At 41.0% G+C, this 25,835-nt stretch carries 15 protein-coding genes; all 15 read left to right on the top strand.

Features of this window, described 5'->3' with window-relative positions; genetic code table 11:
• The first annotated feature begins 620 nt into the window (after positions 1–620).
• The 15 genes from B5X76_RS05640 (at position 621) to B5X76_RS05570 (ending at position 25,769) form a co-directional block, all read left to right on the top strand.
• Complete coding sequence (locus B5X76_RS05640) at positions 621–1,844, top strand: cysteine desulfurase (RefSeq protein WP_079642040.1); 1,224 nt, start codon at positions 621–623, stop codon at positions 1,842–1,844.
• Between the two features lie 62 nt (positions 1,845–1,906).
• A complete protein-coding gene (locus B5X76_RS05635) occupies positions 1,907–2,323 on the top strand; it encodes a SufE family protein (RefSeq protein ID WP_079642039.1) in 417 nt (138 codons plus the stop codon).
• Positions 2,324–2,629: 306 nt separating this feature from the next.
• Positions 2,630–5,605 (top strand): SusC/RagA family TonB-linked outer membrane protein, encoded by a 2,976-nt coding sequence (locus B5X76_RS05630; protein WP_079642037.1) that lies wholly within the window; start codon positions 2,630–2,632, stop codon positions 5,603–5,605.
• A 4-nt stretch (positions 5,606–5,609) separates the two neighbouring features.
• On the top strand, positions 5,610–7,160 hold the full coding sequence (locus B5X76_RS05625) for a RagB/SusD family nutrient uptake outer membrane protein (RefSeq protein ID WP_245800958.1): 1,551 nt from the start codon (positions 5,610–5,612) through the stop codon (positions 7,158–7,160).
• A gap of 13 nt (positions 7,161–7,173) precedes the next feature.
• A complete protein-coding gene (locus tag B5X76_RS05620; protein WP_079642277.1) occupies positions 7,174–7,839 on the top strand; it encodes a fasciclin domain-containing protein in 666 nt (221 codons plus the stop codon).
• A gap of 4 nt (positions 7,840–7,843) precedes the next feature.
• On the top strand, positions 7,844–8,809 hold the full coding sequence (locus B5X76_RS05615; protein WP_079642033.1) for a DUF5007 domain-containing protein: 966 nt from the start codon (positions 7,844–7,846) through the stop codon (positions 8,807–8,809).
• A 13-nt stretch (positions 8,810–8,822) separates the two neighbouring features.
• Entirely contained in the window at positions 8,823–11,975 is a 3,153-nt protein-coding gene (locus B5X76_RS05610) for a SusC/RagA family TonB-linked outer membrane protein (protein ID WP_079642032.1), read from the top strand.
• A 20-nt stretch (positions 11,976–11,995) separates the two neighbouring features.
• A complete protein-coding gene (locus tag B5X76_RS05605; protein ID WP_079642276.1) occupies positions 11,996–13,615 on the top strand; it encodes a RagB/SusD family nutrient uptake outer membrane protein in 1,620 nt (539 codons plus the stop codon).
• Between the two features lie 16 nt (positions 13,616–13,631).
• Positions 13,632–14,375: a hypothetical protein gene (locus B5X76_RS05600; protein ID WP_079642030.1), complete on the top strand. Its 744-nt coding sequence runs from the start codon at positions 13,632–13,634 to the stop codon at positions 14,373–14,375.
• Position 14,376: 1 nt separating this feature from the next.
• Positions 14,377–15,990: a DUF5008 domain-containing protein gene (locus tag B5X76_RS05595; protein ID WP_079642028.1), complete on the top strand. Its 1,614-nt coding sequence runs from the start codon at positions 14,377–14,379 to the stop codon at positions 15,988–15,990.
• Positions 15,991–16,007: 17 nt separating this feature from the next.
• On the top strand, positions 16,008–17,777 hold the full coding sequence (locus tag B5X76_RS05590) for a LamG-like jellyroll fold domain-containing protein (protein ID WP_079642026.1): 1,770 nt from the start codon (positions 16,008–16,010) through the stop codon (positions 17,775–17,777).
• An 11-nt stretch (positions 17,778–17,788) separates the two neighbouring features.
• Entirely contained in the window at positions 17,789–19,768 is a 1,980-nt protein-coding gene (locus B5X76_RS05585) for a M60 family metallopeptidase (RefSeq protein ID WP_245800957.1), read from the top strand.
• Positions 19,769–19,778: 10 nt separating this feature from the next.
• Positions 19,779–21,539, top strand: a complete 1,761-nt coding sequence (locus tag B5X76_RS05580) for an alkaline phosphatase family protein (protein WP_079642024.1) — start codon at positions 19,779–19,781, stop codon at positions 21,537–21,539.
• A gap of 24 nt (positions 21,540–21,563) precedes the next feature.
• A complete protein-coding gene (locus B5X76_RS05575; protein ID WP_079642023.1) occupies positions 21,564–23,489 on the top strand; it encodes an NHL repeat-containing protein in 1,926 nt (641 codons plus the stop codon).
• Positions 23,490–23,672: 183 nt separating this feature from the next.
• Entirely contained in the window at positions 23,673–25,769 is a 2,097-nt protein-coding gene (locus B5X76_RS05570) for a polysaccharide lyase family 8 super-sandwich domain-containing protein (protein WP_139375215.1), read from the top strand.
• Positions 25,770–25,835 lie beyond the last annotated feature (66 nt).

Raw genomic sequence — 25,835 nt, 5'->3', positions numbered from 1 at the left:
GGTAGTTTTAAAGGAAGTGTTACTATCGATATTTTTTTGTCGCTCAAGCCGCGACTGGCTCCTCGTTTCCTACGGAGATTGCTTCGCAATTTTGTCTTGCCAAAAGGAGGTAAAAGCGCGTCATTGTGCCGGCTTGCCATAACGGATCACCATTCCTGCAATTGGCAACCCGCCAAGGTGACATTTTTCAAAATGTAAGTAATTGCGAACAACTATTGTAAAGTATACAAAAACGGCCTTAGCTTATTTGGCAGTGAAAGTAGGCATGGTGTAAGTTAGTCCTTACATATTGCGTTATCTTCAGCAGATCCTAGTCTTTAGTAGGGGATAGTGCGAAGGAGACCTTGGAGCTGCACTTACACCATGGCGTTACTGGAACAACAAATAAGGTACAGCCTTGACTTTTGGGTTACTTTTGTGTCAAGACAAAAGTAACATGCCCCGCGCCGGCATAGAGGCGTAAAAAATTGTTCCTTAAAAAATGACAGACCTTTCAAAACGTTATTATATATCATTCATAACCTTATTGCATACCATAAAACCAAAAAGAATACACTATCTTGATACTATTTGGTTATATATATAGTAACTTTGTACCTCAAAATTTACATAGAAACGTCTTGAAAACATTTGATATACATAAAGTACGTGCTGATTTTCCATTGTTAAAGCGAGAGGTGAATGGTAAGCCTTTGGTATATTTGGACAATGGCGCGACTACGCAAAAACCACAATCGGTCATCGATGCCATCATTCATTATTACTCTGACATGAACTCGAATGTGCACCGTGGCGTTCATTATTTGAGCCAGATATCTACTGATGCTTTTGAAGTCACCAGACGTAAGGTCAAAGACTTTATAAATGCCGAAGAAGAGGTCGAAATTATTATAACAAAGGGTACTACAGATAGCATTAATCTGGTAGCTCAATGTTATGGTAAGGCTTTTATCGGTGAGGGAGATGAAATCGTTATTTCTGCGATGGAGCATCACTCTAACATTGTTCCTTGGCAGATGCTTTGCGAAGAAAAGGGGGCAGTACTGAAGGTTATTCCGATGGATGACCGGGGAATGTTGGACATGGAGGCTTATCGTAAACTGCTTTCCGACAAAACGAAGATTGTTTCTGTCACGTATGTTTCCAACGCATTAGGTACCATTAATCCGGTGGAAGAGATTATCTCTTTGGCTCACGAAAATGGAACACCAGTGTTATTGGATGCTGCACAGGCAGTACAGCATATCGCAATTGATGTTCAAAAATTGGATGTAGATTTTCTGGTTTTCTCTGGTCATAAGATGTATGCGCCGACAGGAGTGGGGGTATTGTACGGTAAAGCGAAGTGGTTGAATGCGATGCCACCTTACCAAGGAGGGGGCGATATGATAAAAGATGTCTCTTTTGAGAAGACAACTTATAATGTATTGCCTTTTAAATTTGAAGCAGGAACACCTAATATTGAAGCAGGTATATGTCTGGCTGCTGCCATTGATTATATTACGGAAATAGGTATCGATAGAATTAAAGTATATGAAGATGAGCTGTTGGCTTATGCTACGGAACAACTTCAAGATATCGAAGGTGTTCGCATTATCGGGACAGCGGATAAGAAGTCATCGGTATTATCTTTTGTAGTGGATGGAGTACATCCGTATGATATCGGAGTGATCTTAGATAAATTGGGGATCGCCGTAAGGACTGGCCATCATTGTGCACAACCTATCATGGACCAATTTGCTATCCCGGGTACCGTGCGTGCCAGTCTAGCCATGTATAATACAAAAGAAGATGTTGATACTTTTATCGCGGGCCTTAAGCGGGCGCTGAATATGTTGCGGTAAAATTCAGTGACGAGTTTAAAGTGACGAGAGAATAGCGAAATTTCTAATATTTTAAAAGAAAAATGACAATAAATGAGATACAGGACGAATTGATTGAAGACTTTGCTTTCTATTCGGACTGGATGGAAAAATATGAATATATCATTCAATTGGGGAAAGAATTGCCTCTTATTGATGAAAATCTGAAACAGGATCAATTTATTATAAAGGGCTGTCAATCGAAAGTATGGTTGCACCCAGAGTTGAAAGATGGTAAGCTTTATTTTTCAGCCGATAGTGATGCGTTGATTACAAAGGGTTTGGTGAGTCTGATGGTCAAAGTATTGTCGGGGCATACCCCGAAAGAAATCGTTGATACGGATTTGTATTTTATCGATCAGATAGGGCTTAAGGAACACTTGTCTCCAACACGTGCAAATGGACTATTGTCTATGGTCAAACAGATGAAACTGTATGCCTTAGCCCTGCAGAATAGGTAGTATTTGTATCGGTTTTATAGAAAAGCCTTCGAACAATGATGTTCGAAGGTTTTTTTTATTTGGACTCTCCTAAAAACAGCCTATTTGACCACATACGAGCTGATTTTGTTAATTTTTTTAACCTAAAATTTATACTTGTTGTCCGTTGTACACTATAACGTTGTAGTAGATAATGCAACCGATTGCGTTTGCTTTACGCATTGTAGGTAGGGAAATATTGTAGTAGAATTGTGTAGCAATAGACTTGGGAAAAGGTCGAGCTAACCAAAATACTATACAGAATATAACCTGAAAATTAATTGTTGCATGAAATACATTTACTATTACTTACTAGCATTGGTGGTGGCTGGGTTAAGCTTCTCAGGAGAAGTTTGGGCTACGACAGATGTTTCTCTGAGAAAGGTAACATCATCGACCAGACAGCTGCAGGATACAACTAAAAAAGATACCATAGCTGAGGAGGAAAAGGTGATTATCTATAATGCCGATCCAACCAAATCTTACTTGGGTAAAGACACCGTGTTAACCAACTTTTTGTCTCGTATGCCTAATGTTACTTTACATCAAATGCTCAAAGGAGGAGTGGCTGGAGTCTATGTACAGGAGACATCTGGAGAACCAGGAACCATACAGCAAAATACGTTGATAAGGGGTGTCACACAACCCGTGTTATCTCCTTATGATGTTTCCAAGAATAAACCTTTAATTCTTTTGAATGGTATTCCATTGATCGAAGATGCTTCAATTGGTTATGATATACAAGATTATTCCTTGCAACCTATAGGTGCAGCTACGAGTTTACAGTCTATTTTTGATATCGAGAATATTGAATCTATTCACGTATTAAAGGACTATGCTACAACGGCAATCTACGGTCCCCGAGCTGCGAATGGTGTAATCTATATTACTACCAAAAATGCGAAACCAGGAGAACGGAAATTAAGTGTAGGTGGATATACTGGTTTTGCTATGCCAAACTCGGTGAGTACCATTAATGCCGATTGGGAAAAGAAATTCAGACAGCCTTTTTACGACAAGTACGCTACATTGGATCAAAAGGCGGCTTATCCGGCTTATCTAAGTGATTCCTCCAACGTTAATTTTTATGGACCGTCCAACTGGCCTGATTTGTATTATGGTGCGACACCATTGTATTCAGTGCATGGTAGTTTATTAGGTGGTGGCGAGCGAGCTAATTTTAGGTTCTATGCGGGACATACCAGTAACCAAAATTCGGCTGATGATACTGGGATTAAACGTTATCAAGGTGCGTTTTATATCAATATGTTGCCTACTAAATGGATGACCATATCTAGTATGCTGAATATGACCCGTTTGGATCGAGATCGTAATCGTTCGATTACGGAGCGACTAGGGGAAACCCGTTTTATTCCAGACATGTCTACTCCGCTTTCGCCGAATAAAGATATGTATGGACTGTTCCTGAATGAGTACGATAAAATTATTGATGATAACATCAATAGCAGTATGGTAGGGCAAATCGCAATCAATTTTGCGATTTTGAAAAATTTAAATTTCTCACCTAAGTTTTCGATGGACTATAACGAAAACAAGCGGAACGTATTCTGGCCATCTACCATCATGTCGGGTAATAATTATGTATCCAACTACTTAGGGACTAATGAAAGGATTGTTTTTGACAATACGTTAAGCTATGATCACCACTTCGAAGACAATAGCAACTTCTTGTTAGAGGCCGGGATGAGTTATCAGTCAGATGCTTCTAAGTATAACTATATTGTAGGTTATAAAGGCCCTAATGACTTTATTAAGATAAATTCGGTCGAAGGTAATTCGCAAAAGACGGAGTACCTGCGTGCCGTAGGTTTTACGCCTTTCTATTATTCAGATCGTATCTCTCACCGTTTGGCTTCGGTGTATGCCCGTGGTACCTATTCCCGTCAGGGGCAGTATCGTATCGCAGGTTTATTGCGTAGAGACGGATCGTCTCAGGTACAACCGGGACACCGTTGGTATACTTCGTATGCACTAAATGCAGACTATGACCTAAACTACCATTTAAAATCAGATATCTTAGATCAGCTTAAATTGGGGGCTTCTTATGGCCGTATGGGCAATATTCCTTTTTCAGACCGTGAAGCCGCAGGACCTCAGTATAGTCCCAATCTGGGATGGGAAGGAAACCGATCGGTATTTTCATACAACGGTATTGGTACGATCAACAGACCCTATTCTTCGGGGTGGGTAGGTTACGACCTTGGTTGGGCTTACACAGACCTAGCGAATGTATCGTTGGAACTGGAGTTATTGAAACAGTTCAACCTACGTGCTGAGTATTATAATAAGCATGCTAAGAATATGTTGATCGGGGTTCCTGCGATAGCAGAATCAGGTTATAACACCGCGATCAAGAATGGAATGGCGGTAAAGAATACCGGTGTAGAATTGACATTAGGCTATAAACTGTCACAAGGCGTGGATGCGAAGTTTGGGTGGAATTCAAGTTTTAATATAGCGTATAATACCAATAAACTAACCCAACTTCCGGATGGACTTGAGGGGATAACAATAGGTTCAAACAGGTTGGAGGTCGGTGAGCGTATAGATCGCTTCTGGTTGTTAAAGAATGAGGGTATCTTCCATAAGGATTTGGATGTACCGGTAAACGCTAGCAACTACAGCATATTGACCTATAATGGAGGAACAAGCTTTAAGGCAGGGGATCCAAGATGGAAAGATCAAAATGGGGATTTTAATATTGATAATAATGACCGCATAATGATGGACAATGTGATTCCGAAATATGTAGGTGGTTTTTATAATCAGTTTACGTATGGTAATTTGGATTTGAGCTTCCAACTGTACTTTAATTTGGATAGGGCTATTATCAACAAACAGGCCGCAAGGTATTTTGACTTTGCCAATATGGATGAGGCAAGTGACATTACTGCAGTTCGTGATATCACGTTCTGGGAAAAGAATTTTGATGATCAGGCGTATCCGTTGTATAATCCATGGTCTTCAGTAACACCGTACCAGGCTGAGCAGGATATGTTTATGGAAGATGGTTCTTTTGTCAAATTGCGCAATCTTTCGATAGGTTACGATTTAACAAAAGTAGTCAACGCTACAAAAAATAGATTTGACCGGGTGTATGTTTACCTATCGGGCAACAATTTGTTTACCCTAACAAAATATTCGGGCAGAGATCCCGAGTTGGTCAATTACTATGGTTATGATACGGGGATGGGGGTACGTATACCACGCACATTTAATTTGGGTGTTAAACTAGATTTTTAAGGAAATGATGAATAACGATATAAAAAAAGTATTGACATCGCGCTGGTTAAAGCAGGGCTTAGTGCTGTTGACTTTGTCTTCTACTACGCTGACTTCATGTGATAGTCTTTTGGAGGTCGACTCGCGTCATATTGTGAACGAAGAGAACAAATGGAAAGATATTAATGATGCGCGTGCTTCGTTGATGGGCATATATGGGCTAGTTCGTACTGCACTTTCCGAAAATAATGCGCAATGGGTCTATGGGGATTTACGGGCTGGTGATTTTATTGCTCCTGAAAAGCGTGAATTGCAGGAGGTTATTGAAGGTAACCTGACATCCTCTAACGCTCTGATCACGAATCTGAGCAGCTGGCGCAAGTTTTATGCAGCAATTAATGCAGCAAATCTTTTCATCAGTAATTCGGAACGTATTGTAGCTAAGGATCCGCAGTATACTGAACTGAATAATAAAATTGATGTGGCGCAAGCTCGCGCATTAAAGGGATTTTGCTATTTTCAGATAGCCAGGATATGGGGAGATGCTCCGATTTGGGATAAAGCTTATGAAGGTAGTTTTCCAGCTATCGAAACTTCTTCATCCGATCAGGTATTGGCTTATGCCGAGCGCGAATTGAAAGCGGCAGCAACGGTACTTCCGTATCGCTACGGTTCTAAGGAAGACGAGATATATGCTATTGAGAAGTATCACGGTTCGAGTTTTGAAAATTGGGACGGTGTATTGTTCAATCGCTTATCTGTGAATGCTATACTAGCTCACCTGACTGCCTGGCAAGGCAAATACCTGGAATCTTCGGTTTACTCAGATTTTGTATTGACGAATGCAGCCAAGGCGGTAGCCACCTATGCAAATAGTGCTACGTTTACCTCCCCTGAAGGTTATTTCTTTGTATCTTCAAATTCGCACTTAGTTGCATTTCCTTCTAAATGGTCTGCATTGGAGGCCTCTTTCGAAGGACATATTGAGCAGCTGACTCTGTCAGCACCTCTAGTCAGTAAGCCCAAGCCAGATATCTATATCCCGATTGAGCGTATTATGCAAATTTTCCACGAGCCCAAGGACTTGCGTTTTCACGTAAATGAAACAGGGCAAACGGTGACCAGCTACTTTTCTGAGGTTGGTGGAATCAGACCTATTTTCAGTAAGATAAAGGTGATTCGCGGGGGGACCACAGATGGATCATTCCCACTGTTTAGTTCGACGTTGGTTTTCAGCCGTCTGGAAGATATGGCGCTTTTACGTGCGGAAGCTTTGGCGGTACTTGGTGGAAATGATGATGCCGTAAGAGGGCTTTTGAACCAAGTTCGTAGATCCCGGGGCTTGCCTGAAGTAGGACAAAATGTAGATGTGATCAACGAGATCTTTGAAGAAAGAAGACGGGAGCTGATGGGAGAGGGCTGGCGTTGGTTTGATTTAGTGCGTTATCATAAGATCAAAAAGCAGGATAGCCAATTCGTTAAACTTATCAATGAAAAAGGGATTTACTGGCCTATCGCACAGGAGGTGTTAAACAATAATAGATTGTTAGATCAGAATCCGTACTGGAAAAATTAAAATGGCAGAGGATATGAAAAGTATTAAATATATTATAATGCTCGTTGTTGCGGCTAGCTTGTTATTCAGTTATAGCTCCTGTAGCAAGCATACCGGATATTATGATTTTGAAAACAAGGAAAATCAGTATGCCGGGTCTACGTTGGACTATTTTAGATCCAAACCGGGAACCTACGATTCTTTGCTACAGGTATTGGATCTGTTACCTGAATTTAAGGAAGGGCTCTCAAGTGATTCATTGACAATTTTTGCACCGACGAATGCTTCTTTTCGATTGGCAATTACAAATCTAAATCTAGTCCGGAAAACGCAGAATCGCCCTGATCTGAATTTGAAAACATTGAATCGGGTGGAACTTGATACCTTATTATCGAAATATATCGTACAGGGATTGAAGCGTACCGCAGACATGGAGTTTGTAGACGGTCTGGACATGACAACCTCTAAATACGAAAAGAATATGCACGCTCAACGGATTAAACAGGATGCTTCTGGTCATGTAGGCGGAGGATTGGTTACGGTATATTATACCGACAAAAAAGACTCTAAGTTTGAGTTAAACTGGGTACGGGCAGCCACGCAGGCGGTTAACATAAGTACTGACAAAAGTGTGGTGCATGTATTAGCCAATGGGCATGAGTTCGGATTTGGTGATTTTCTTACTAAAATGAATAAATAGCAACATGAGAAATAGAATAGTATATATAGGGATTCTCTGTACACTGTTGGCAGTTACCTATGGATGTAAGAAAAATTTTCCACAGGATTTAGACGCTTTTAGTTTGGATATGAACTTTACCCAGCAAGAGTATACGCCTACCTTGGGTAGAAACACTGTTTATCAGGGTAATTTTAATGCAGGTGAATCGTCTTTGCCGCTTTCGTTTCGCATATCGGCGGTGCGTACGTTTGATGGTAAGGAAGCACCTGAGTTGTCTAAGTTATTTCCCGTATCAATCTGGAAAGAGCGATATACCGGAGAGGAAAAATCAATTGAAGAGATACGTGCCAAGCGGGATACTGTGATGCGCCCTTTATGGGAGATCGGCGAACGCTCTGGTACATTTACGATGTGGAGTACGGCCAATTCCAATATCTTAAAAGTTGCACCAGATTCAGGCTACGTATTTGATGTGGAAGTTGCCAGCTCAGGGGGACGACGTTATTTCCGAAATCTAAAGCTAAAACCTACCCGTGAAGAAGCATATAGTAGTAATTTTTTTGTGTATAACCTTTTAGGTGCCGAGAAGCGTAATATACTTTTCGGTGCTCAGGTATGGTTTAACCGTGTTGGTGAAGGTAATAGCATTACCTTCAAGATGCTGAACCCGGACCTGACACCTATTTCTATGGATAAATGGAATACTACGGATTGGGATAATCTGGTTCATGGATTTAATAAACGCTTCTCGGCAGATAAGAGTTCCGTAACTTATGATGTAGAGTATCCAATACCTTTGGTACCTACCATTAACACGAAGTACAATAACGGAGAGCAGACTTCTGTTTTGTTTACTTTCGATCGTATTGGTTTTGGCGGTTTACGTCAGCAAAACAGTTTGGCATTCCCTTTCAGTATTCACCAACCTGGAGCCTGGGAGGTAGTTATTTATTTTAGTGAGGAGGCTCCTCTATTTGAAAACGATTAAGACGCTGTATCAAATGAAGAAATATATATTAACGCTTGTATCGCTTTTATGTACTGTTGCTCTTTTTGCACAGGGCAATATAACAGCATCCGGTTTTGTACAGGACGCAACCAGTAAACAAGGTATTTCCGGTGTTACCGTGCGTTCCACGAAGCTTGCTAAGGTGGTAGGTACCACGGATAGAAAGGGGTATTTTAGAGTTTCAATACCTGCAGATGATGAGATTCAATTCTCTAATATGGAATACGAGGTAGCTAAAGAAAGCCTTGTCGGCAAGAAATTGTTTGTTTTTACCGTGTATTTGGATAAAAAGCAGAACGCGCTGGAAGAAGTGGTTGTACAGGGCTATACAAGCCGTACACGCGAGACAATGACTGGTTCTACCGTACGTATAGACGGAAAGCAGTTGCAGGACAATCCGGTGTCAAACGTGATGCAGATGTTGCAAGGTAAGGTAGCGGGTATGAATATACAACTCAATTCTGGACAACCAGGGACACGAACATCGGTAATGGTGCGTGGTCTATCCAATATTTCCATGAATGGGGCAGGAGCAGATGGCTTTTTGACACCAACTTCACCTCTTTATGTAGTAGATGGTGCACAGGTTGATGATAATACCGATTTTAATTACGGATTTAGTTCACAGGGAGCGGGTATTAGTCCCATTTCGCTGATTCCTCCCGAAGATATTGAATCCATTGACGTGTTAAAGGATGCGGCAGCTACCGCGCTTTATGGATCACGTGGTGCCTATGGAGTAATTATAATTACGACTAAACGTGGTAAATCAAAAACACCTATTATTCAATATACCACCAATCAATTTTTTAATACAGTTCCGAATTTGAGAGATGTTTTAGGCGGTGTAAACGAAAGATATTCCCGTATTAATCAAATCATGAATTACGGTGGGGATATTTGGGCAGCAAGGGATGAAATACAGAATAGCCAATTATTGTCTGATAGTCTTAATCCGTATTATAACAATTCTACGAATTGGCAGGATGTATTTTATAAGTCAACCTATAACCAGACCCATAATGTGAATGCTTCTGGGGGGGATGTGACGTTTAACTATAAAATCAATGGCTCTTTTTATAATGAAAAAGGAATTATCCAGAATACTGGTTTCAGCCGGTATACGTTAAATATGCAATCAGAGTACCGTCCTAGTGAACGTTTTCGGTTATCGGGTATTATGTCGGGTAACTTTGGTAAGCAGAAAGTAGGAAGTGGTAATTCGGTTACTCAAGGTGGTGTTGCTTCAGCAGCTTCGGCTTCGTCTTTGTTGCCATCGCCTAGCTCATCCTTTATCAGTAACGACATTTTGGCAGCCTTGACTGGTCGTAATGATGACCGTACTAATGATTTGCGAGCAACCTTGGATTTGGATTTTGAAGTATTGAAAGGTCTGCGCGCCAGCAATAATTTTAGTTATAGTTATAATACGACACGTAAAGATCTTTTTACCCCAGCTATAGCCAATGATAATATTTCTTCTGCCTACAATTTCGATGGACAGCGTAATACTCTATATAACTTGACACGACTCAATTATATCAAGGATTTTAAGCGACATATGTTATTGGCCTATGTATTTAGCGAGTTGAACATGACCGATTTTATGTCTAAAGCGATGAAACGTTCTGGTTTTGCAAATGATCAGTTGGAAGGTCCCTTTGGTTTCAACGCGGGTAATGCACTAGGTGGGATACTTAATAATACTTCGGAGGTACGTAGTGCCGGTTTCGCCGGAGCAGCAAGTCTAAATCTATTCGATAAAAAGTACGTATTGGATTTTACATACCGTTTTGACAAGTCTTCGGCTGTAGGTGCAGAAGTACCTTGGGTTAAAAATCCATCGATTTCAGCACGCTGGAATATGGAAAAGGAAGAATTTATGTCCTTCCTGACCGAATCTGGTACGTTGGATTATCTGGCATTACGTGGATCTTGGGGTAAAAATATTGTACCTACAGGTACTGTATTTGACGCTAACGGTAAATATCAATATACTGGATTTTTCAATAATAATCAAACCATTGGATTTTCTTGGGGACAGATGCCTAATACCCGATTGGTACCTTCAACCACTACCCAGATGAGTGGTGCATTAGAGTTCGGTTTGTATGGAGGGCGTATTAATGCTACTTTGGAAACCTATTATAAGCAGGTTGATAATATGTTGTGGACAAAGCCTTTAACCAATCACAATGCTTTCGGTGAGATCAAGACCAATGAGGTGAGTACCGTAAACTACGGTTACGAGTTTGACCTGAGGTTTAGACCACTTCGTCCAGAGAGCGAATGGAAGTGGGATGTAACGTTGACCGGTGCCTGGAATGATGATATATTGACCAGCTTACCGGATGGCAAGCGTACTTACACGGTGTACGACAATAATCTAAAGTACCATACCTTGTATCGTTTGGGACGTAATTCCATGTCTTTTGTCTTGTTTGACTACCGTGGTACGTTTGCTACTGATGCGGAAGTGCCGGTAAATCCTTCGACTGGAGAGCCTTATAAAACTGCAGAAGGTTATTATTTCCAAGGGGGAGATCCATATTGGACAGATTTAAATGGGGATTATATTTTAGACGACCAAGATTTAGTCGTGGTTGGTAATGCGCAGCCGAAAATGACAGGTGGTATCAATACCAACCTACGTTACAAAGGATTTTCGTTGACTACACAGTTATCCTACACTTATAAGCGTGATGTGATCAATGCAGCATTAGCGGCACAGATGGCATCCTATGGTACCCCTTTTGGTAAGTCTGGAGGTCGTAAGGAATCGGCTTTACTGCCATTGGATCGTTATGATTTCTGGACCACGTACGGACAAATAGCAGGATTACCTAACCCGTTTGATTATCAGCGTACAGCTATCCGTCCTTTCCGTGCCAATCAAACGCTCTTTATGGAGGATGGATCCTATCTGAAAATTAATTATGTGACATTAGGATATAATTTTCCAAGACAATGGACAGAACGCTACAATGTGACTTCGGCCCGTGTATATGTGACGGGTAATAACCTCTACACATTCTCGAATTATTCGGGCCCAAACCCAGAGTTGGTGACCAGTTCAGGTTATGACCGTACAGATGGTTATCCTACAGCACGTAGTTTTACATTAGGATTAAGTCTGCAGTTCTAAAAATGATAAAAAGAAAAGAAATGAAGAATTTGAAATTTGCTAGAATTGGCGTTATGTTGGCCCTCATGTTTTCTTTGCTAGGCTGCCAGAAATTTCTGAACGTAGAGCCTAAAGATAGTTTATCGGGAAATAATTTCTGGCGTAATGCAGGTGATGCAGAAACGTTCACCTTAGAAGTCTATCGTTTGTTTCGTTATGGTGTAGGTATCGAGCGGCCCACCATGTTGGCTGGAGATTTTCGAAATGCGCCTGTGCTTAAAACAAATAGCTATCCGAATCGTACGGATATTAACATGATTTCGGCTGGATTGATAAAAACTTTGGTCGGTACGGTTCGTACCGAAGGAGCAGGGGTTGAAAATACATTCTGGGCAACACATGTGTACTGGAATAGAATGGACGACTGGGTGCCGCATTATAAGGTTATTCAGTCTGCCAATATTTTGTACGAAAAAGTACCGATGATTGCAGAGAACGATGCTTCGATTTCGCCTGCTGTGGTCAAGCGTTATCAGGCAGAGGCGGTATTTATGCGCTGTTTAACTTATTTTTTCCTAATCCGTCTATATGGTGATGTGCCTTATTATACCAATGCCTATAATCAGGATCCGTTGCCGCGTACAAATCACGTTGAAGTTGCTAAACGTTGTATTGCCGATTTGCAAGCGGTGAAAGATGATCTTCCTTGGACGTATAAAGAACCTGCAAATCATGCTGTACGTGCAATGCGAGGATCGGCTATAGCTTTGCTCATGCATCTTAATATGTGGTGTGCGGGGTTTGATGAGGGGAATAAACGTCTCTATTATGAGGCTACCGATCTTTTAGGAGATGAATTGCTGCATGTCGGTATGGAACAGGAAGGTGCTTATGCCTTATTGCCTATAGACCAGACTTCTTCAATTTTTAACGGACGCTCGAAAGAAGGCTTGTTTGAAATCCCTACTAACCCGAATTACCAGTCTAATACTAGTTCGGGTAAAGAGCAGATCGAAAATTTCCGTAGGCATTTTGTGGGACACGTGTTGCACCAGCCTTACTTTGTGTTAAACAGTTCAAATCCGGATAAGAGTGAGGTGGCTTATTCGTCCACTTATATGTCCACTATATACCCAGAAGGTGAACCAGACGGGCGTATTACGGAATGGTTTACCAAGGACAATAACCCAATTGCTAATATGTACAGTGGTACCTCTGCCTTTCAGTGTTTTAAGTTTTTCAACTTTGCTTACGGTAATGCGAATACACCACAATCGGTAGGATTCTCTCAGATTGTATTCCGTATGTCGGATGCTATCTTATTGCAGGCTGAGGCCGTAGCTAATTTGGGTACAAATGATGGCAAGGCTGTAGAGCTGTTGAATATGATCCGTTCGCGTGCCAAAGCAGGCTTGTATCCGGGAATAAATAACTATGACAATAGTATTCGGGATGCTATTTATTGGGAGCGTTGTAAAGAGTTGATGGGTGAAGGTCATTACTACTACGATTTGGTACGTACAGGCAAGCTTATGGATCCGACTTATTGTTTTCGACCTATGAGTTATGCTGCTTTTCTGCAAGGTGCCTGGACTTGGCCTATTAATGCAAAGGCGACGAATAATAATCCGTTTATGACGTTGAACGAATATTGGAAATAAAAGTATAGATACAACCATGAGAAAGATATTATTGTATATGAGTGTTATTGGTTTCTTTTTGGCATCCTGTCAGAAAGATAACTATTATCAGGATTCGGGAACGCATAAAGCGGAGTTTGATGGTACTATTATGCAGTACCTGGACTCCAAAGCGAAACGTCCTATTGATCTTTTTGATACTTTGGTGCAGGTGATCCGGTATGCTGGGTTGGAAGAAGTACTGGACAAAGAGCGGGTAACTTTTTTTGCGGTCCCGGACCCAAGCATCATCCGTAGCATGCGTAGTCTAAATAGCTACCTGTACCTTACAGGGCAGGACACTGTTAAAAGTTTTAAAGCGGTCAAGCCGGAGGTGTGGAAGTACTATTTATCCCAGTATATTGTTAAAGGGGATTATGGACTTATTGATTTTCCACAGGTGGATACCTTGGCGCTATATGCCTTTCCCGGACAGCTTTATCAGAGTTATAATACCAAGGAGCCTATCAATGTAGGTGTGGTATACCATGATCTGGAGAATGAGGGAGGTATTAAAATACCGTATAAAGGACAGCGTCAGATTTTGATCTCCTATATACCGGATTTTGCGGAGCCTAAAAAGGGATGGGTTAATGCTTTCATCAGCTCATCCAATATCAAACCTCTTAACGGTCGTGTACATGTCATCAATTATAATAAACACGGTTTTGGCTTTGATGCCTACCGCTTTGTACAAATGGCAATAGAAAAAGGAATAGATTACCAAGCAAGCGATAAGTAACATGAAGAATAAGCTATATATAGGATTGAGCAGTGTTTTCCTAGTGTTAGGAGCCTGTAGAGATCGAGAAGCATTGGGTCCGGATCCTTATGCGGGTGGAAAAGAAGCGTTGGGCATTCGGTTTGCTGATGCCTTGCCCTACCCGAGTCAAGGACGTGAGGGTACTGCCATGACTTTTAGGGTATCGGGAATCAAAGAAGAGTATAAGAGCAAAATGCAGTTTGTGATCAATGGTCTTGAAGCATCGATTACATCGGTAACGGATTCTACATTGACAGCAGTACTACCTGCAGATGTAAGTACTGGAGGAACCCGGTTGGTTATTGATGGGCAGATTTATCCTGGACCTGTATGCCGTATATTGGGTAATGTGGATATCGACCCTTTATTCAATGCAGGGATAGGTTCCAATGGAACAATATCGACAATAAAGCAGTTGGGCAACGGGCAGGTATTTATCGGTGGCTTTTTTTCGGATTACAACGGGGCTGCTTCGCGGGCAAGTGTTAATGGCTTGGCACGTATTACGGTTAACGGCGAGTTTGTACCCTTAAGTGCTTCAGGCAAAGGAGCTGAACAAGGGAGTATAAATTCCATCCACCAGATAGGTAATGACGAGTTATTATTGTCGGGTAGTATCAAAAGTTACAACGAGATTAAGTTGATCAATAATATTACTACCGTCGGACTCGATGGAGGATTGAAAATGAAAGAGGTGGAAGTGCTGAATGTCACGTCCGATCCGGAAAAGAGTAAAATGAAAGTTCCTGTATTCAACGGTGGCGTAGGTATACCGGCTTATAAAACTTATGTATATAATGGTGCGGTTACGGCATTGGGCAATTTTGGAAGCTACTTGGATTATTTTTATCAGCGCTCTACGGTAGATCAAATCATACAAGGCATTACAGAGGTAGGTGGATTGGTGCGTATGGATATGACGGGTGCCTTGGACCAAACTTTTAATATGGACAAATCTGTCGTGCCCAATAAACCGAACCGGGGTGTTGAGGGAATAATACAGGACGGTTTTATGCAGGCAGATGGTAAATTGATTGTTGCTGGACGATTAAGCCGTTATAATAATCAATCTGTTAAAGGAAATATTATCCGTATCAATACTGATGGAAGTCAGGATGTTACTTTTAACGCCGGAGCGGCGGGAGCTAACGAGACCGTATTTACGATAGTGGGTACGACTTCTGGAAAATTATTGGTTTTAGGTGCCTTCACCACATTCAATGGTGTAGCTGCAGATGGTTTAGTTCTGTTGAATAACGATGGAACTGTAGATCCTAGCTTTAAAAGTCTGGGGTTTGAAGGAGGAAAACCTAACTACGCGAAACAGTTGAGTAACGGTAAGATTCTGGTATCGGGAACCTTTACGAGATACGGTGGCGTGATCCGCGAAGGTTTGTGTATTCTGAATCCAGATGGTACGCTGGCATCGGGTTATAACAATACCGGCAAGTTGGATGGTTATATTTTTGATGCAATAGAAGGTACAAACAGTAAAGGACAAAAGACGGTAACGCTGGTGGGTACAATCAAGCGTTTTAACGGAAAGAGCAATATCGGTAATATTATGCGTCTGGCATTTACAGAGGCTAAGTAATCAAAAGGAGAGAGGTTATGAATATATTGAATACCATAATGAAACTGAGATACGGGCTCCTCTGCGGAGTCGTAGGGATAGGTTTATTGAGTTCTTGTAATAAAGACTTTGCATCAAAGCTGAATTTTGATGAACAGCCCTCAACTAATAAAATACAAGGAACCAGCTATAAGATTGCTTATCTGGTTGTCGAAGGCGGTGTAGGGATGATTGCTTCCCAGCAGGCCTCGGATATTGGAACTATGCCTACACTGGGAGATCTAAGTACACACGCCATGGTCTCTTGGAATGGGGTTAGTGCAGCCAATGGGGATGATATGACGGCTTATGCTGATCTGTTGACCGGGGTAGAGTATGCTAAGCATAAGGTCAATACTACTGGTGGCAGTAATGGTCTTGCGAAATACCCGACATTGTTTAAATATATCGGTGATAATACGGATTCGCGCATGGCGTTTATCAGTTCGAATAATAGCTTGGCGGCATTAGTCAAATCTACGGACGTGGACAACTACGCCTTGCAGAATACAGATGTTGAGGTTACGGCTAAAGCGGTTGAGGAGTTGAAGCGCGATGATGCAGGGTTGGTCGTGGCAACTTTTAAAAATGTGGATGTGGTTGGAAAGGCTTCGGGCTATGGTAGCAATGCTTATATCGCTGCATTGGGTGATTTTGATAAACAATTGAAAAGTATTGTTGAGACAATAGAAGACCGTAAGTCCTATAGTAATGAGAAGTGGTTGATTATCGTGACGTCTACAAAAGGGGGAGGCTATGTGTTGCCACCAGATCAGAATGACGGGTCTATTTTCGCACAACCAGCACGCAATAACTTTGTGCTGATTTACAATCCTCAGTTTGCCTTTAAATCCTACGAGCGTATGCAGACTGTAGATCCAGCTTGGGTGAGTTCGGCTGTTAAATATTCTGAATCTTCAGGTGCGGCTGCTCTTCCTGTCGATAGAGCAACGTTATATAATTTTGGCAAAGGAGCCGATGCCGGAGATTATACCATTCAATTGAAATTAAAGGTACATGAAATGGCTGGACGTAATGGCAAGGCAGGTACACCGCAGAACGGAGTTATATTTGGTAAGATGAAGAATTCTGCTAATTTTCCACTTGGATGGTCGATGACCTATAATGGTGGTAGTGGTTGGCGATTTATAGGAAATGCATCTGGTGGTGCCAATTATGCTGCAGACGGTGGTGCTTTTGATCTGGATACCTGGTATACATTGACTGTTAAAATATACAAAAGCGGGGCAGACCGTGTGGTCAAACTTTTTAGAAATGGGGTGCTACGAAGTACCGTTACAAATTTTGCGGCTAGAGATTTAAGTTCGAATGATCCGCTCCAAATGGGATTTCAAGAAGGTAGTTATGGTACGAATTCCGGTTTTGTACATTCCATAGCTGATGTCAGAATTTATAAAGCGGCTATTCCAGATGATGTTATTGCTGCTATATCCTGCAGCACAATGCCGGTTCCATCGAGCCCATTTTATACGAATTTGATCGGATACTGGCCAGCTAATGATGGGGGGATGGTACTGAAAGATAAAAGTGGAAATAAGCGCGATTTCGATATGACAGGGACATATGTATGGAACAGCTTTTCGGAGCGTTCTTCATCGTTGTGTCCGACTCTTCCGGATAATCCTGAGCAGTACGTCATCCGTTCAGTAGATGTACCTCGATTGATTTATGCTTGGTTTAATTTTTCGGGTATTGATCGATTTGATCTAGATGCGCAGGTGTGGAACCCAATTTTTGTTAATCCTTAATTTTGAACACGATGAATATAAAACGAGTAATTTTGCTGTCTTCTTTGACCTTAGGTCTTGCCGGAGGAATGGCTTCCTGTTCAAAGGAATATGGATATGATTTTGAAAATGGTTATAACTCCGGTGAGTATGAGGATACCGTATCCGTGAATGTGGATACCAATCGCTTTAAAATAGACTATTCTAAATATACACAAGCTCGGTTATTCCCAGGGTTGGTAGGGGATAAAGAACCTAGACTAGAGAATTTCGTAGTCCCCGTCGATTTGAACTACGAGGAGATCCGTTCTTCTGATTTACGGATTTCTGTTGCTCCAGGCGCATGGCAGAGTACCGGGGTGTATGCGCCTGCAGGTGAGCTGATTGTTATCGATGTACCTATGGGGGTCTATGGATTGGCGGCTCAAATTGGTGCTCATGTAGCAACGAGTGCAGATGGTATCGAATTTCCACAGCGGGATCTTACGATCTATAATCAGCAAGTGCTATTTCCAGGTAAGAACTATATGCGCAATCTGTATGGCGGTTTAGTCTATATTATTCCATCTCGGCCATTAGGACGCGTGGTAGACTTGCGCTTTTCTGGCGTGGCCAAAGCGCCGAGCTTCAAACTGGGAGTAACAACGAACGAGGAATGGAAAGCTATGGTGGAGAAGTCGACTGTGCCTTGGTTCGAATTAGAAGGTAAACGTGTGGTATTCACCGTTCAAACGGAAAAACTAAAGCGTTTTCCTATTCCAGACCCTACTGTACTGATGGAGACTTGGGATCAGTCGATTCGGGAAGCTTATTGGGATTGGACGGGAATGACGGAAGGAAATCCAGATATAAGACATCGAGCTCCGTTTAATAAGTGGCGTATTGTACACGACGTATTGTTTAAGCCAGGGGTAGCTCAGGTTTCTGGCTATCCGGTCCGTGCAGGGAATACAGATAACTATTTCAGACAAGCATCCGATGTAGAGGCTGTAAAATATGCCAACTGGGGTACATACCACGAATTGGGACATAATATGCAGATGGGATCAACCTGGAGTTTTGCGGGGAATGGTGAGGTGACCAATAACTTATTTAGCTTTAAAGTGTCTATGCTCCACGGCAAGCAGAATTATAAGATTGCAGAAGTATGGAGTAAGGCGGTTCCTTATATTGCTGCAGCAAAAAACCGTGGAACAGGAAAAGATTCAACAAATTGGGCAAGCATGGATGTGGTTGATAATAAGTACAAAAGTCAGGCTCATGATATTCGTTTGATGATGTGGGCACAGATTTTGGAGAAATATGGTTATGATTTTATGACTTATATCTATAAACGTGGCAGAGAGGCGCGATTTACGTCCATCAACGATCAGTCAAAGATAGATTTCTTTTATGAAGCATTATCTGAGTTTACAGGAATAGATATGGAGCCTTATTTAAAAACTGGTTGGGGAATCTATCCAAGTGCTGTCTCAAAAAAATATATTGCAGAAGAAAAAGGACTGCCTTTGTTGGATCGTAAGGTGTGGAATTATAACCCTGTTACCAAAACTGGGGGAAATGAGCCTTACGATGGATCTCCATATAATAAAGATTTCTGGCAAGTGTCGGTGAGTTCAAATCACGTTGGAGACGGTGGAGGAGCGGCAGCGCTTATCGATAACGATCCTAACACATTTTGGCATACTCCTTATTCAGGAACTATTCTGCCTTGGCCACACTTTTTTACACTGACCTTTACTTCTTCCATAGATATCGCTGGTGTTAAATTATATAACAGACATAATAATGCTGCTGATGCTCCAAAGAATTTTAAAATTCAATCCAGTACAGACGGGATTAATTTTACAGATGTGTCTAACACGTTTGTTATGGTTACCGGAAATGGTGCTACAGCGGAATTCAGACTACCGCAGAGCATAAATACGAAATATATCCGAGTATTATTTTTAAACGGTCAAGCAGGCAAGGCTTTTATGAACTTAGCGGAAGTTGATATTTTAAAACCTTAATTAAGAAATTATGAACGCAAAATTTAAAATATGTCTGATTGTATTGTTCACCAGCCTATGTGGTCTGAACTCATGTAAACAATACTATGATCCCCCTCTGGTATTTGAACCTGATCCGGGGCAGAATCTGAGCAGAGACAGAAAAGTATTGTTGATATCGATTGATGGTTTAGCTGGTTTGGAATTGAAAAAATATACACCGGCTAATATGACGAAGATGTTAGCGAACGCTAAATATACCTATGAAGGAATAGCAGATGCGAATACGCATGATGCTGCTTCATGGACAACCCTATTAAGTGGAAAGGGGAGTTCTAAGCATGGTGTAACAGGCAATAGTTTTATTGCTGGTGAAGACGGTGACGACGACGATATACACGGCCACGAAGGCAACGGAACATCTACAGGATATATTTCAGTATATCAGCGGCTGTTAGAAACAGGCCGCTCACTGAAGACACTATCGGTAAGTTCTTGGAATGAGTTGGATCAATACCTATTTAACTTATCGGACGAGAACGGAGTCGTTGCTTCGGATGAGGCGGTAAAAACCAAGGCTGTAGATCGAATTAAGAACGGAGAGGATAATCTAGCATTCTCGGTAATCAATTTCAGAGATGTTAACGAAGCGGGTAAAAGTGGTGGGTTTTCTTTGAACAATGCTGCATATAAAGCGGCTTTGGATCAGATTGATGGATACGTAGGTGAAATTTTGAATGCTGTTTCGGCAAGAAAGCGGAGTGAAAAGGAAGATTGGTTGATCATTGTTACGTCAAATCATGGAGGTATTGATAGAAGCTATGGTGGGGCTACTTTTGAAGAACGTAAAGTCCCTCTTATTTTTTATAACGCTAATTTTGTAAAGCAGGAATTTGTTGTTGAGAATTTAGGACAGTTTGTTCAATTGGGCGGGCCTTGGGGAACTCCCATCAGAGCACTTGTTCCTGCTGATAAAGCGACTGTTTTTAATTTTGGTACAACGGGAGAGTATACGGTACAACTTAAAATAAACTTAAAAGACAGAGGTGGGGTATGGCCAGGTTTCTTCGGGAAAAAAGGTACTACAGAAAATACAGGAAGTAATCCAGGTTGGGCCTTTATGTTTCACGATCCCGTTGGAGGGCCTAATTGGAGGCCTATTATTGGACATCAAAGCGCTGCTCCTGTATCACAGTTAGGTAGTGCACCTGTAAGGCTTCAAGAATGGACGACCATTACGATGAAAATTTTCGAGAAAGACGGAAAACGATATGCGAAAAATTTTACAAATGGTAGTACTCCAACCACCGCTATGGAAATAACAGGTCGAAATTTGCAGAATAACGAACCTCTGATTCTAGGAGGGATGAAAAGTTGGCAAAGTGGTAATACCGCAAATTTTGACGTTTCCGATATCCGTATTTATAAAGCTGCACTTCCTGATGACTATATTGTGAATACATTCTGTAAGGGGGGAACTAAGGCTGGAGATGAGTATTATGATAAGTTAATCGCCTATTGGCCGGTTAGGGAGGGCAGTGGAGATTTGTTAAAAGATGTTGTTGGAAGCGCTGACTTTGTATTTGAACGTAGCCCTTTATGGTCTATTCTTCCTGCTAATTTTTGTAATGTGCAGGTTGAGGATAAAGCTACAAATACTCAAATTTTGCTGAATGCCGTTGACATCCTTCCACAAATCTTTTACTGGTTGAATGTGAAAACTGCTGATTCTTGGGGACTAGAAGGTAAAGTGTTCTTGGATGCTTATGAAAAGGAATTTATCGGTAAATAGGATCAATTGTAAAGACTAGTAATTATGAAAAGAATATATCAATATATCATATTTGGTTTTGTCGGTCTTTTGATTTTTGCCTGTGCAAAAGAAGGACTATGGAACCAAAATACGGAAGTGCCAGAATCGGAGAAAGGGACTATAACTGGCCAGTTAATCAATGATGATAATAACCAGCCTTTAAAGGGAATCAAAATTCTTTTTGAGAGACAAACTAAAAAGGATGGAAGCAATACGTTTGTAGATACGGTAAGTACGGATGTAGAAGGTAAGTTTTCCTATAGCGTTCCTTTTCCAAATAAGGTACGTTTAGTTGTAAGAGATACCGGTCGTTATCACGCTGATACAACATTTGTGGAAGTGCTGGAGCATAGAGACTATCCAATTGTAATGAATAGTCATCCGAGATTTGGTACTTCAAATATTAGTGTAAAGCTGTTGAATGAAAATGAATTAGCTATGGAAGGTGTGAGTATTGCCTTGTATACAAGAGAGTCGAGTTTGGAGAGTTACTCTGCTGTAGACACATTTTTAACCGATGGGCAAGGTAATGTTTATTTCAAAGATGTGGCCTTTCCAGTCCGTTATAAAGTGGCTGTTGCTGAAAAAGAGGTCGCTTATGATATGGATGCTGTCGAAGGATTTTTACAGACGAAAGACGATTTGAATTTGACCTTACATAGTCGTGCTAAGTTTGGAAAAGCTGATGTAAAATTGGTTGCTAAATATTTTTATACGAATACCATCGCGACTAACGTGGAAGTATCTATTTCTTCGAAATCAATATTAGACGAGAACTTTTCAACACCACGAATTACCACTTTAAATGCTAATGGAGAGTTAAATTTACCTGGAATAATTTATCCATCCGAGATAAAAATAGCTGCAACGAATGCGACTGCTTTTCCTTTTGTGTCTACAACAGTGATTGTCGAAGAGTCGAATGCGAAACAACCAATTCCGGTAAATTTATTTGACTCTACTCCTCGTTATTGGGATATGACACCATCATCGGTTATAGCAGAAAACACATTGGTTGCTTTCTATGAAGGAGTTAGTGTACAGGAAATGGAGCTAGATAGTAAGGGGAATATCTACGCCGTGACTACGGACAATACGTTGGTACGAATAAAATCTGATGGCTCAGGACATAAAGTTTTAGCGACAGGTTTTACAAGCAGTTGGGGATTAGCTTTGGTGGATGATTATACTATGTATGTCGTAGAGAATACGAATGGTCATAGCGTCAAAAAGGTCGTGATCAATCCAGAAACAGATGTAGCGACTGTGACTCTTTATGCAGGAAACGGTAGTGCTTCAGGTACAGCAGATGGATCTGTAGTCGATGCTAGATTTAATAGACCTAGTGATGCTGTTTATGATGCATCGAGAAATTGTCTATGGATAGTTGAATGGCAGGGGCAGCGTATCCGCAAAATTGATCTATCGACAGGAACAGTAAGTACATTAGCGACAGGAACAGGTTTTGGATTTGGTGTCGCATTGACTAAAGATTATAAATACTTGTATATAGCTTCACATACGAGCCCTGCAGGTATTGTTAAATATGATATTGATAATAAAAAGATGTATACAGTACGAACTGGCTATTCTATTCGCCATCTTGCTATTGCACCAAACGGTGATATCTATTTTAATATTAACGGAAATTATCAAGGTAAACAATACAAGATTACAAAAGAAGTATTGGTAGATGGAAATGCCAATAATACCACTTCTACTTTTGAGACGATAGCAGGAAATGGCTCATGGGGTACGCTAAATCCTGTAGGATATGTCGGTTCGCCTAATACTATCTTGGGAACAAAGAACGTAGACGGAAGTCCCAATGGTATAATGTACGATCCTTATAGAGGCAGATTGTATTTTTCAGTTTCCGGAGATAGCCGACTGTATTATCTAAAGAATTCAGCTGTTCCTAACAATTAGTTCGTTTAGTGAATATGTTTTATTAGCGAAAGGTGTCAATTACGATGGCATCTTTCGCTCTTTAACTTATTTTCCTTTTTTAGTTTATACGTGCTACGTTTTATTTTAACTTCAATTTTCCTGTTTTCGACATTCTTTTTTTGCTATGGGCAAAGCAATCAAACCGTTTTGTTTAATCAGATTTTGAATGAAGTATACAATGAGCAACAGAAAGTCATTAACAATGTCGATGGGTTAGACCAGCATGTTGGAACCTATTTGTCTGAGTTGAACGTTGTGACAGGTCAATGGTCAGAATTTGATTATAAAGACCATAAACGCATTAACCCCAGCTGGATGCCTGTTCTGGAGCGAATGCGTTTAATGACGCTAGCTTATACCCACCCGAAAAGCAGGTATTTCAAAGATGGAAAGCTGCATAAAGCAATTAACAACAGTCTTCATTTTTTTACCTCTCAGCAGCCGCTACCTTATTGTGATAATTGGTATATACAAGGAATAACCCGACCGCAATCCCTGACCAAATGTCTAATTAATATGCGACTCTCGACAGAAGGATTGGATAAAGAGGTAGAACGTAACCTAATAAAGGCTATTTGCGTGGACACGGCGCTAAATAGTCCGGGAAGAAACAATCCTAATCATAAATATAACTTCGGAGCCAATAAAGCACAAATCGCCAAAGGATGGGTTATGATGGGGGCTGTATTGGAGGATACGAATATGTTGGAAATAGGTGTGAAAGAGGTTTATGCTCCTATCGAACGAACTACAGGGGAGGGAATCCAACACGACTTGTCCTATGATATGCACTACGGCTACCTCTATAACGGATCATACGGCGTTGATTTTATGCAGAGTGTAGTGGAGACCGCTTATATGATGAAAGACAGTCCCTACGCACTAACAGGCGAAAAATTAGTGTTATTTCGAAACTTTATAAAAGAGTCTATTTTTGGTTTAATGCGCGGTCCATTTATGGATTGGAATATACTAGGAAGAGGAATATCACGGATTAATGCAACTAAAAGAGATCTTTCTGAAATACTAGACAAGTTGATCGCGTTAGATCTTACTGCAGGAGAGGAATACAAAATAATTCGACGTAGGATATCGGGCTTAGAAGCACCTTCGTTTGGTATAACACCTTCTCACCGTCATTATTGGAAAACAGACTATACGGTACACCAACGTCCTGATTATACCTATTCTATTCATGCGGTATCCAATCGTAATTATTCACAGGAGATTGGTAACCAGGAGAACCTAAAGGGATATTGGGGGGCGCAAGGGACGACTAATCTACAGTTGGAAGGAAATGAATATTATAATATATTTCCAATTTGGAATTGGGCCAGACTTCCCGGCACTACACTGCCGGATAGTATTCCTCTACTCGAAAATAAAGCTCCGGGGACGGGTGATAGGAAAGGAACGTCTTCTTTTTCCGGAGGAGTTTCAGATTCATTGTATGGCGCGACAGCATACGTTGTTGAAAACGATTTGGGGACTTCCTATAAAAAATCCTGGTTTATGTTTGATCGCGAGATAGTCTGTCTGGGCGCAGGAATAAAAAGTGACCTTACTTTGCCCGTGAACACGACATTAAACCAGTGTTTGCTTGGGAAAGGAGCTGTTTTTATCCAAAAGAGAGGAAATCAGGAATCGTTGGTCAAATTTACAGGTGAGAAATATGTAGGCGAGATAGAAAGTGTATGGCACAATCGTGTAGGTTATTTTTTTCCGTCGGCTCAAACTGTTGATTTACGTGTTGAAAAAAGATCTGGAGATTGGCGCTCGATACGTTCGTCTCAGCAAAGAGAAAAAAGAGAGTCTGCATCGGTATTTCAGCTGGGGGTTCAACATGGTATTAAGGCAGACGCTGATTCGTATGCGTACCTACTGCTGCCAAATGTGGATAGTACAGCGAATATCCGGCAATTGGCGGAAGATAGTGGAGTCCGAATCGTGTATAATACGGAGAAACTGCAGGCTGTAAAGAATATGAAACTGGGCATTTGGCAAATGGTTTTTTATGATAGCTCAGCCCATTACGACGATGAGACTATTTGTGTCAAAACGGATATTCCGTCCATAATAATGCTTAAGAAAGTGGGAGACGGCCAATATAATTTACAGGTGTCAGATCCCACACAAACGTATAAAAAAGTATCTGTGTCGGTATTATTTAAGAAAAAGGGGCTGTCCAAGCATAGTATAATTGATTTGAATCACGCTCCGTATGCAGGACAGAGTAAATGGTTGACTTTGAGATTGTAATATCTGATTAGGGATATGTAGACGAGGTAATTGTCTCCAAGTCGATACTAAAATATAAATACGATT

Source organism: Sphingobacterium nematocida (genome assembly GCF_900168125.1).
GTDB lineage: Bacteria > Bacteroidota > Bacteroidia > Sphingobacteriales > Sphingobacteriaceae > Sphingobacterium > Sphingobacterium nematocida.
This window is presented reverse-complemented; position numbering and strand designations above follow the sequence as displayed.

What these genes read in the sequence shown, in the direction of transcription:
- B5X76_RS05600 (WP_079642030.1), top strand. Translation starts at nt 13,632, where the DNA reads ATGAGAAAGATATTATTGTATATGAGTGTTATTGGTTTCTTTTTGGCA.
- B5X76_RS05590 (WP_079642026.1), top strand. Translation starts at nt 16,008, where the DNA reads ATGAATATATTGAATACCATAATGAAACTGAGATACGGGCTCCTCTGC.
- B5X76_RS05615 (WP_079642033.1), top strand. Translation starts at nt 7,844, where the DNA reads ATGAGAAATAGAATAGTATATATAGGGATTCTCTGTACACTGTTGGCA.
- B5X76_RS05585 (WP_245800957.1), top strand. Translation starts at nt 17,789, where the DNA reads ATGAATATAAAACGAGTAATTTTGCTGTCTTCTTTGACCTTAGGTCTT.
- B5X76_RS05580 (WP_079642024.1), top strand. Translation starts at nt 19,779, where the DNA reads ATGAACGCAAAATTTAAAATATGTCTGATTGTATTGTTCACCAGCCTA.
- B5X76_RS05575 (WP_079642023.1), top strand. Translation starts at nt 21,564, where the DNA reads ATGAAAAGAATATATCAATATATCATATTTGGTTTTGTCGGTCTTTTG.
- B5X76_RS05595 (WP_079642028.1), top strand. Translation starts at nt 14,377, where the DNA reads ATGAAGAATAAGCTATATATAGGATTGAGCAGTGTTTTCCTAGTGTTA.
- B5X76_RS05620 (WP_079642277.1), top strand. Translation starts at nt 7,174, where the DNA reads ATGAAAAGTATTAAATATATTATAATGCTCGTTGTTGCGGCTAGCTTG.
- B5X76_RS05625 (WP_245800958.1), top strand. Translation starts at nt 5,610, where the DNA reads ATGATGAATAACGATATAAAAAAAGTATTGACATCGCGCTGGTTAAAG.
- B5X76_RS05610 (WP_079642032.1), top strand. Translation starts at nt 8,823, where the DNA reads ATGAAGAAATATATATTAACGCTTGTATCGCTTTTATGTACTGTTGCT.
- B5X76_RS05635 (WP_079642039.1), top strand. Translation starts at nt 1,907, where the DNA reads ATGACAATAAATGAGATACAGGACGAATTGATTGAAGACTTTGCTTTC.
- B5X76_RS05605 (WP_079642276.1), top strand. Translation starts at nt 11,996, where the DNA reads ATGAAGAATTTGAAATTTGCTAGAATTGGCGTTATGTTGGCCCTCATG.
- B5X76_RS05630 (WP_079642037.1), top strand. Translation starts at nt 2,630, where the DNA reads ATGAAATACATTTACTATTACTTACTAGCATTGGTGGTGGCTGGGTTA.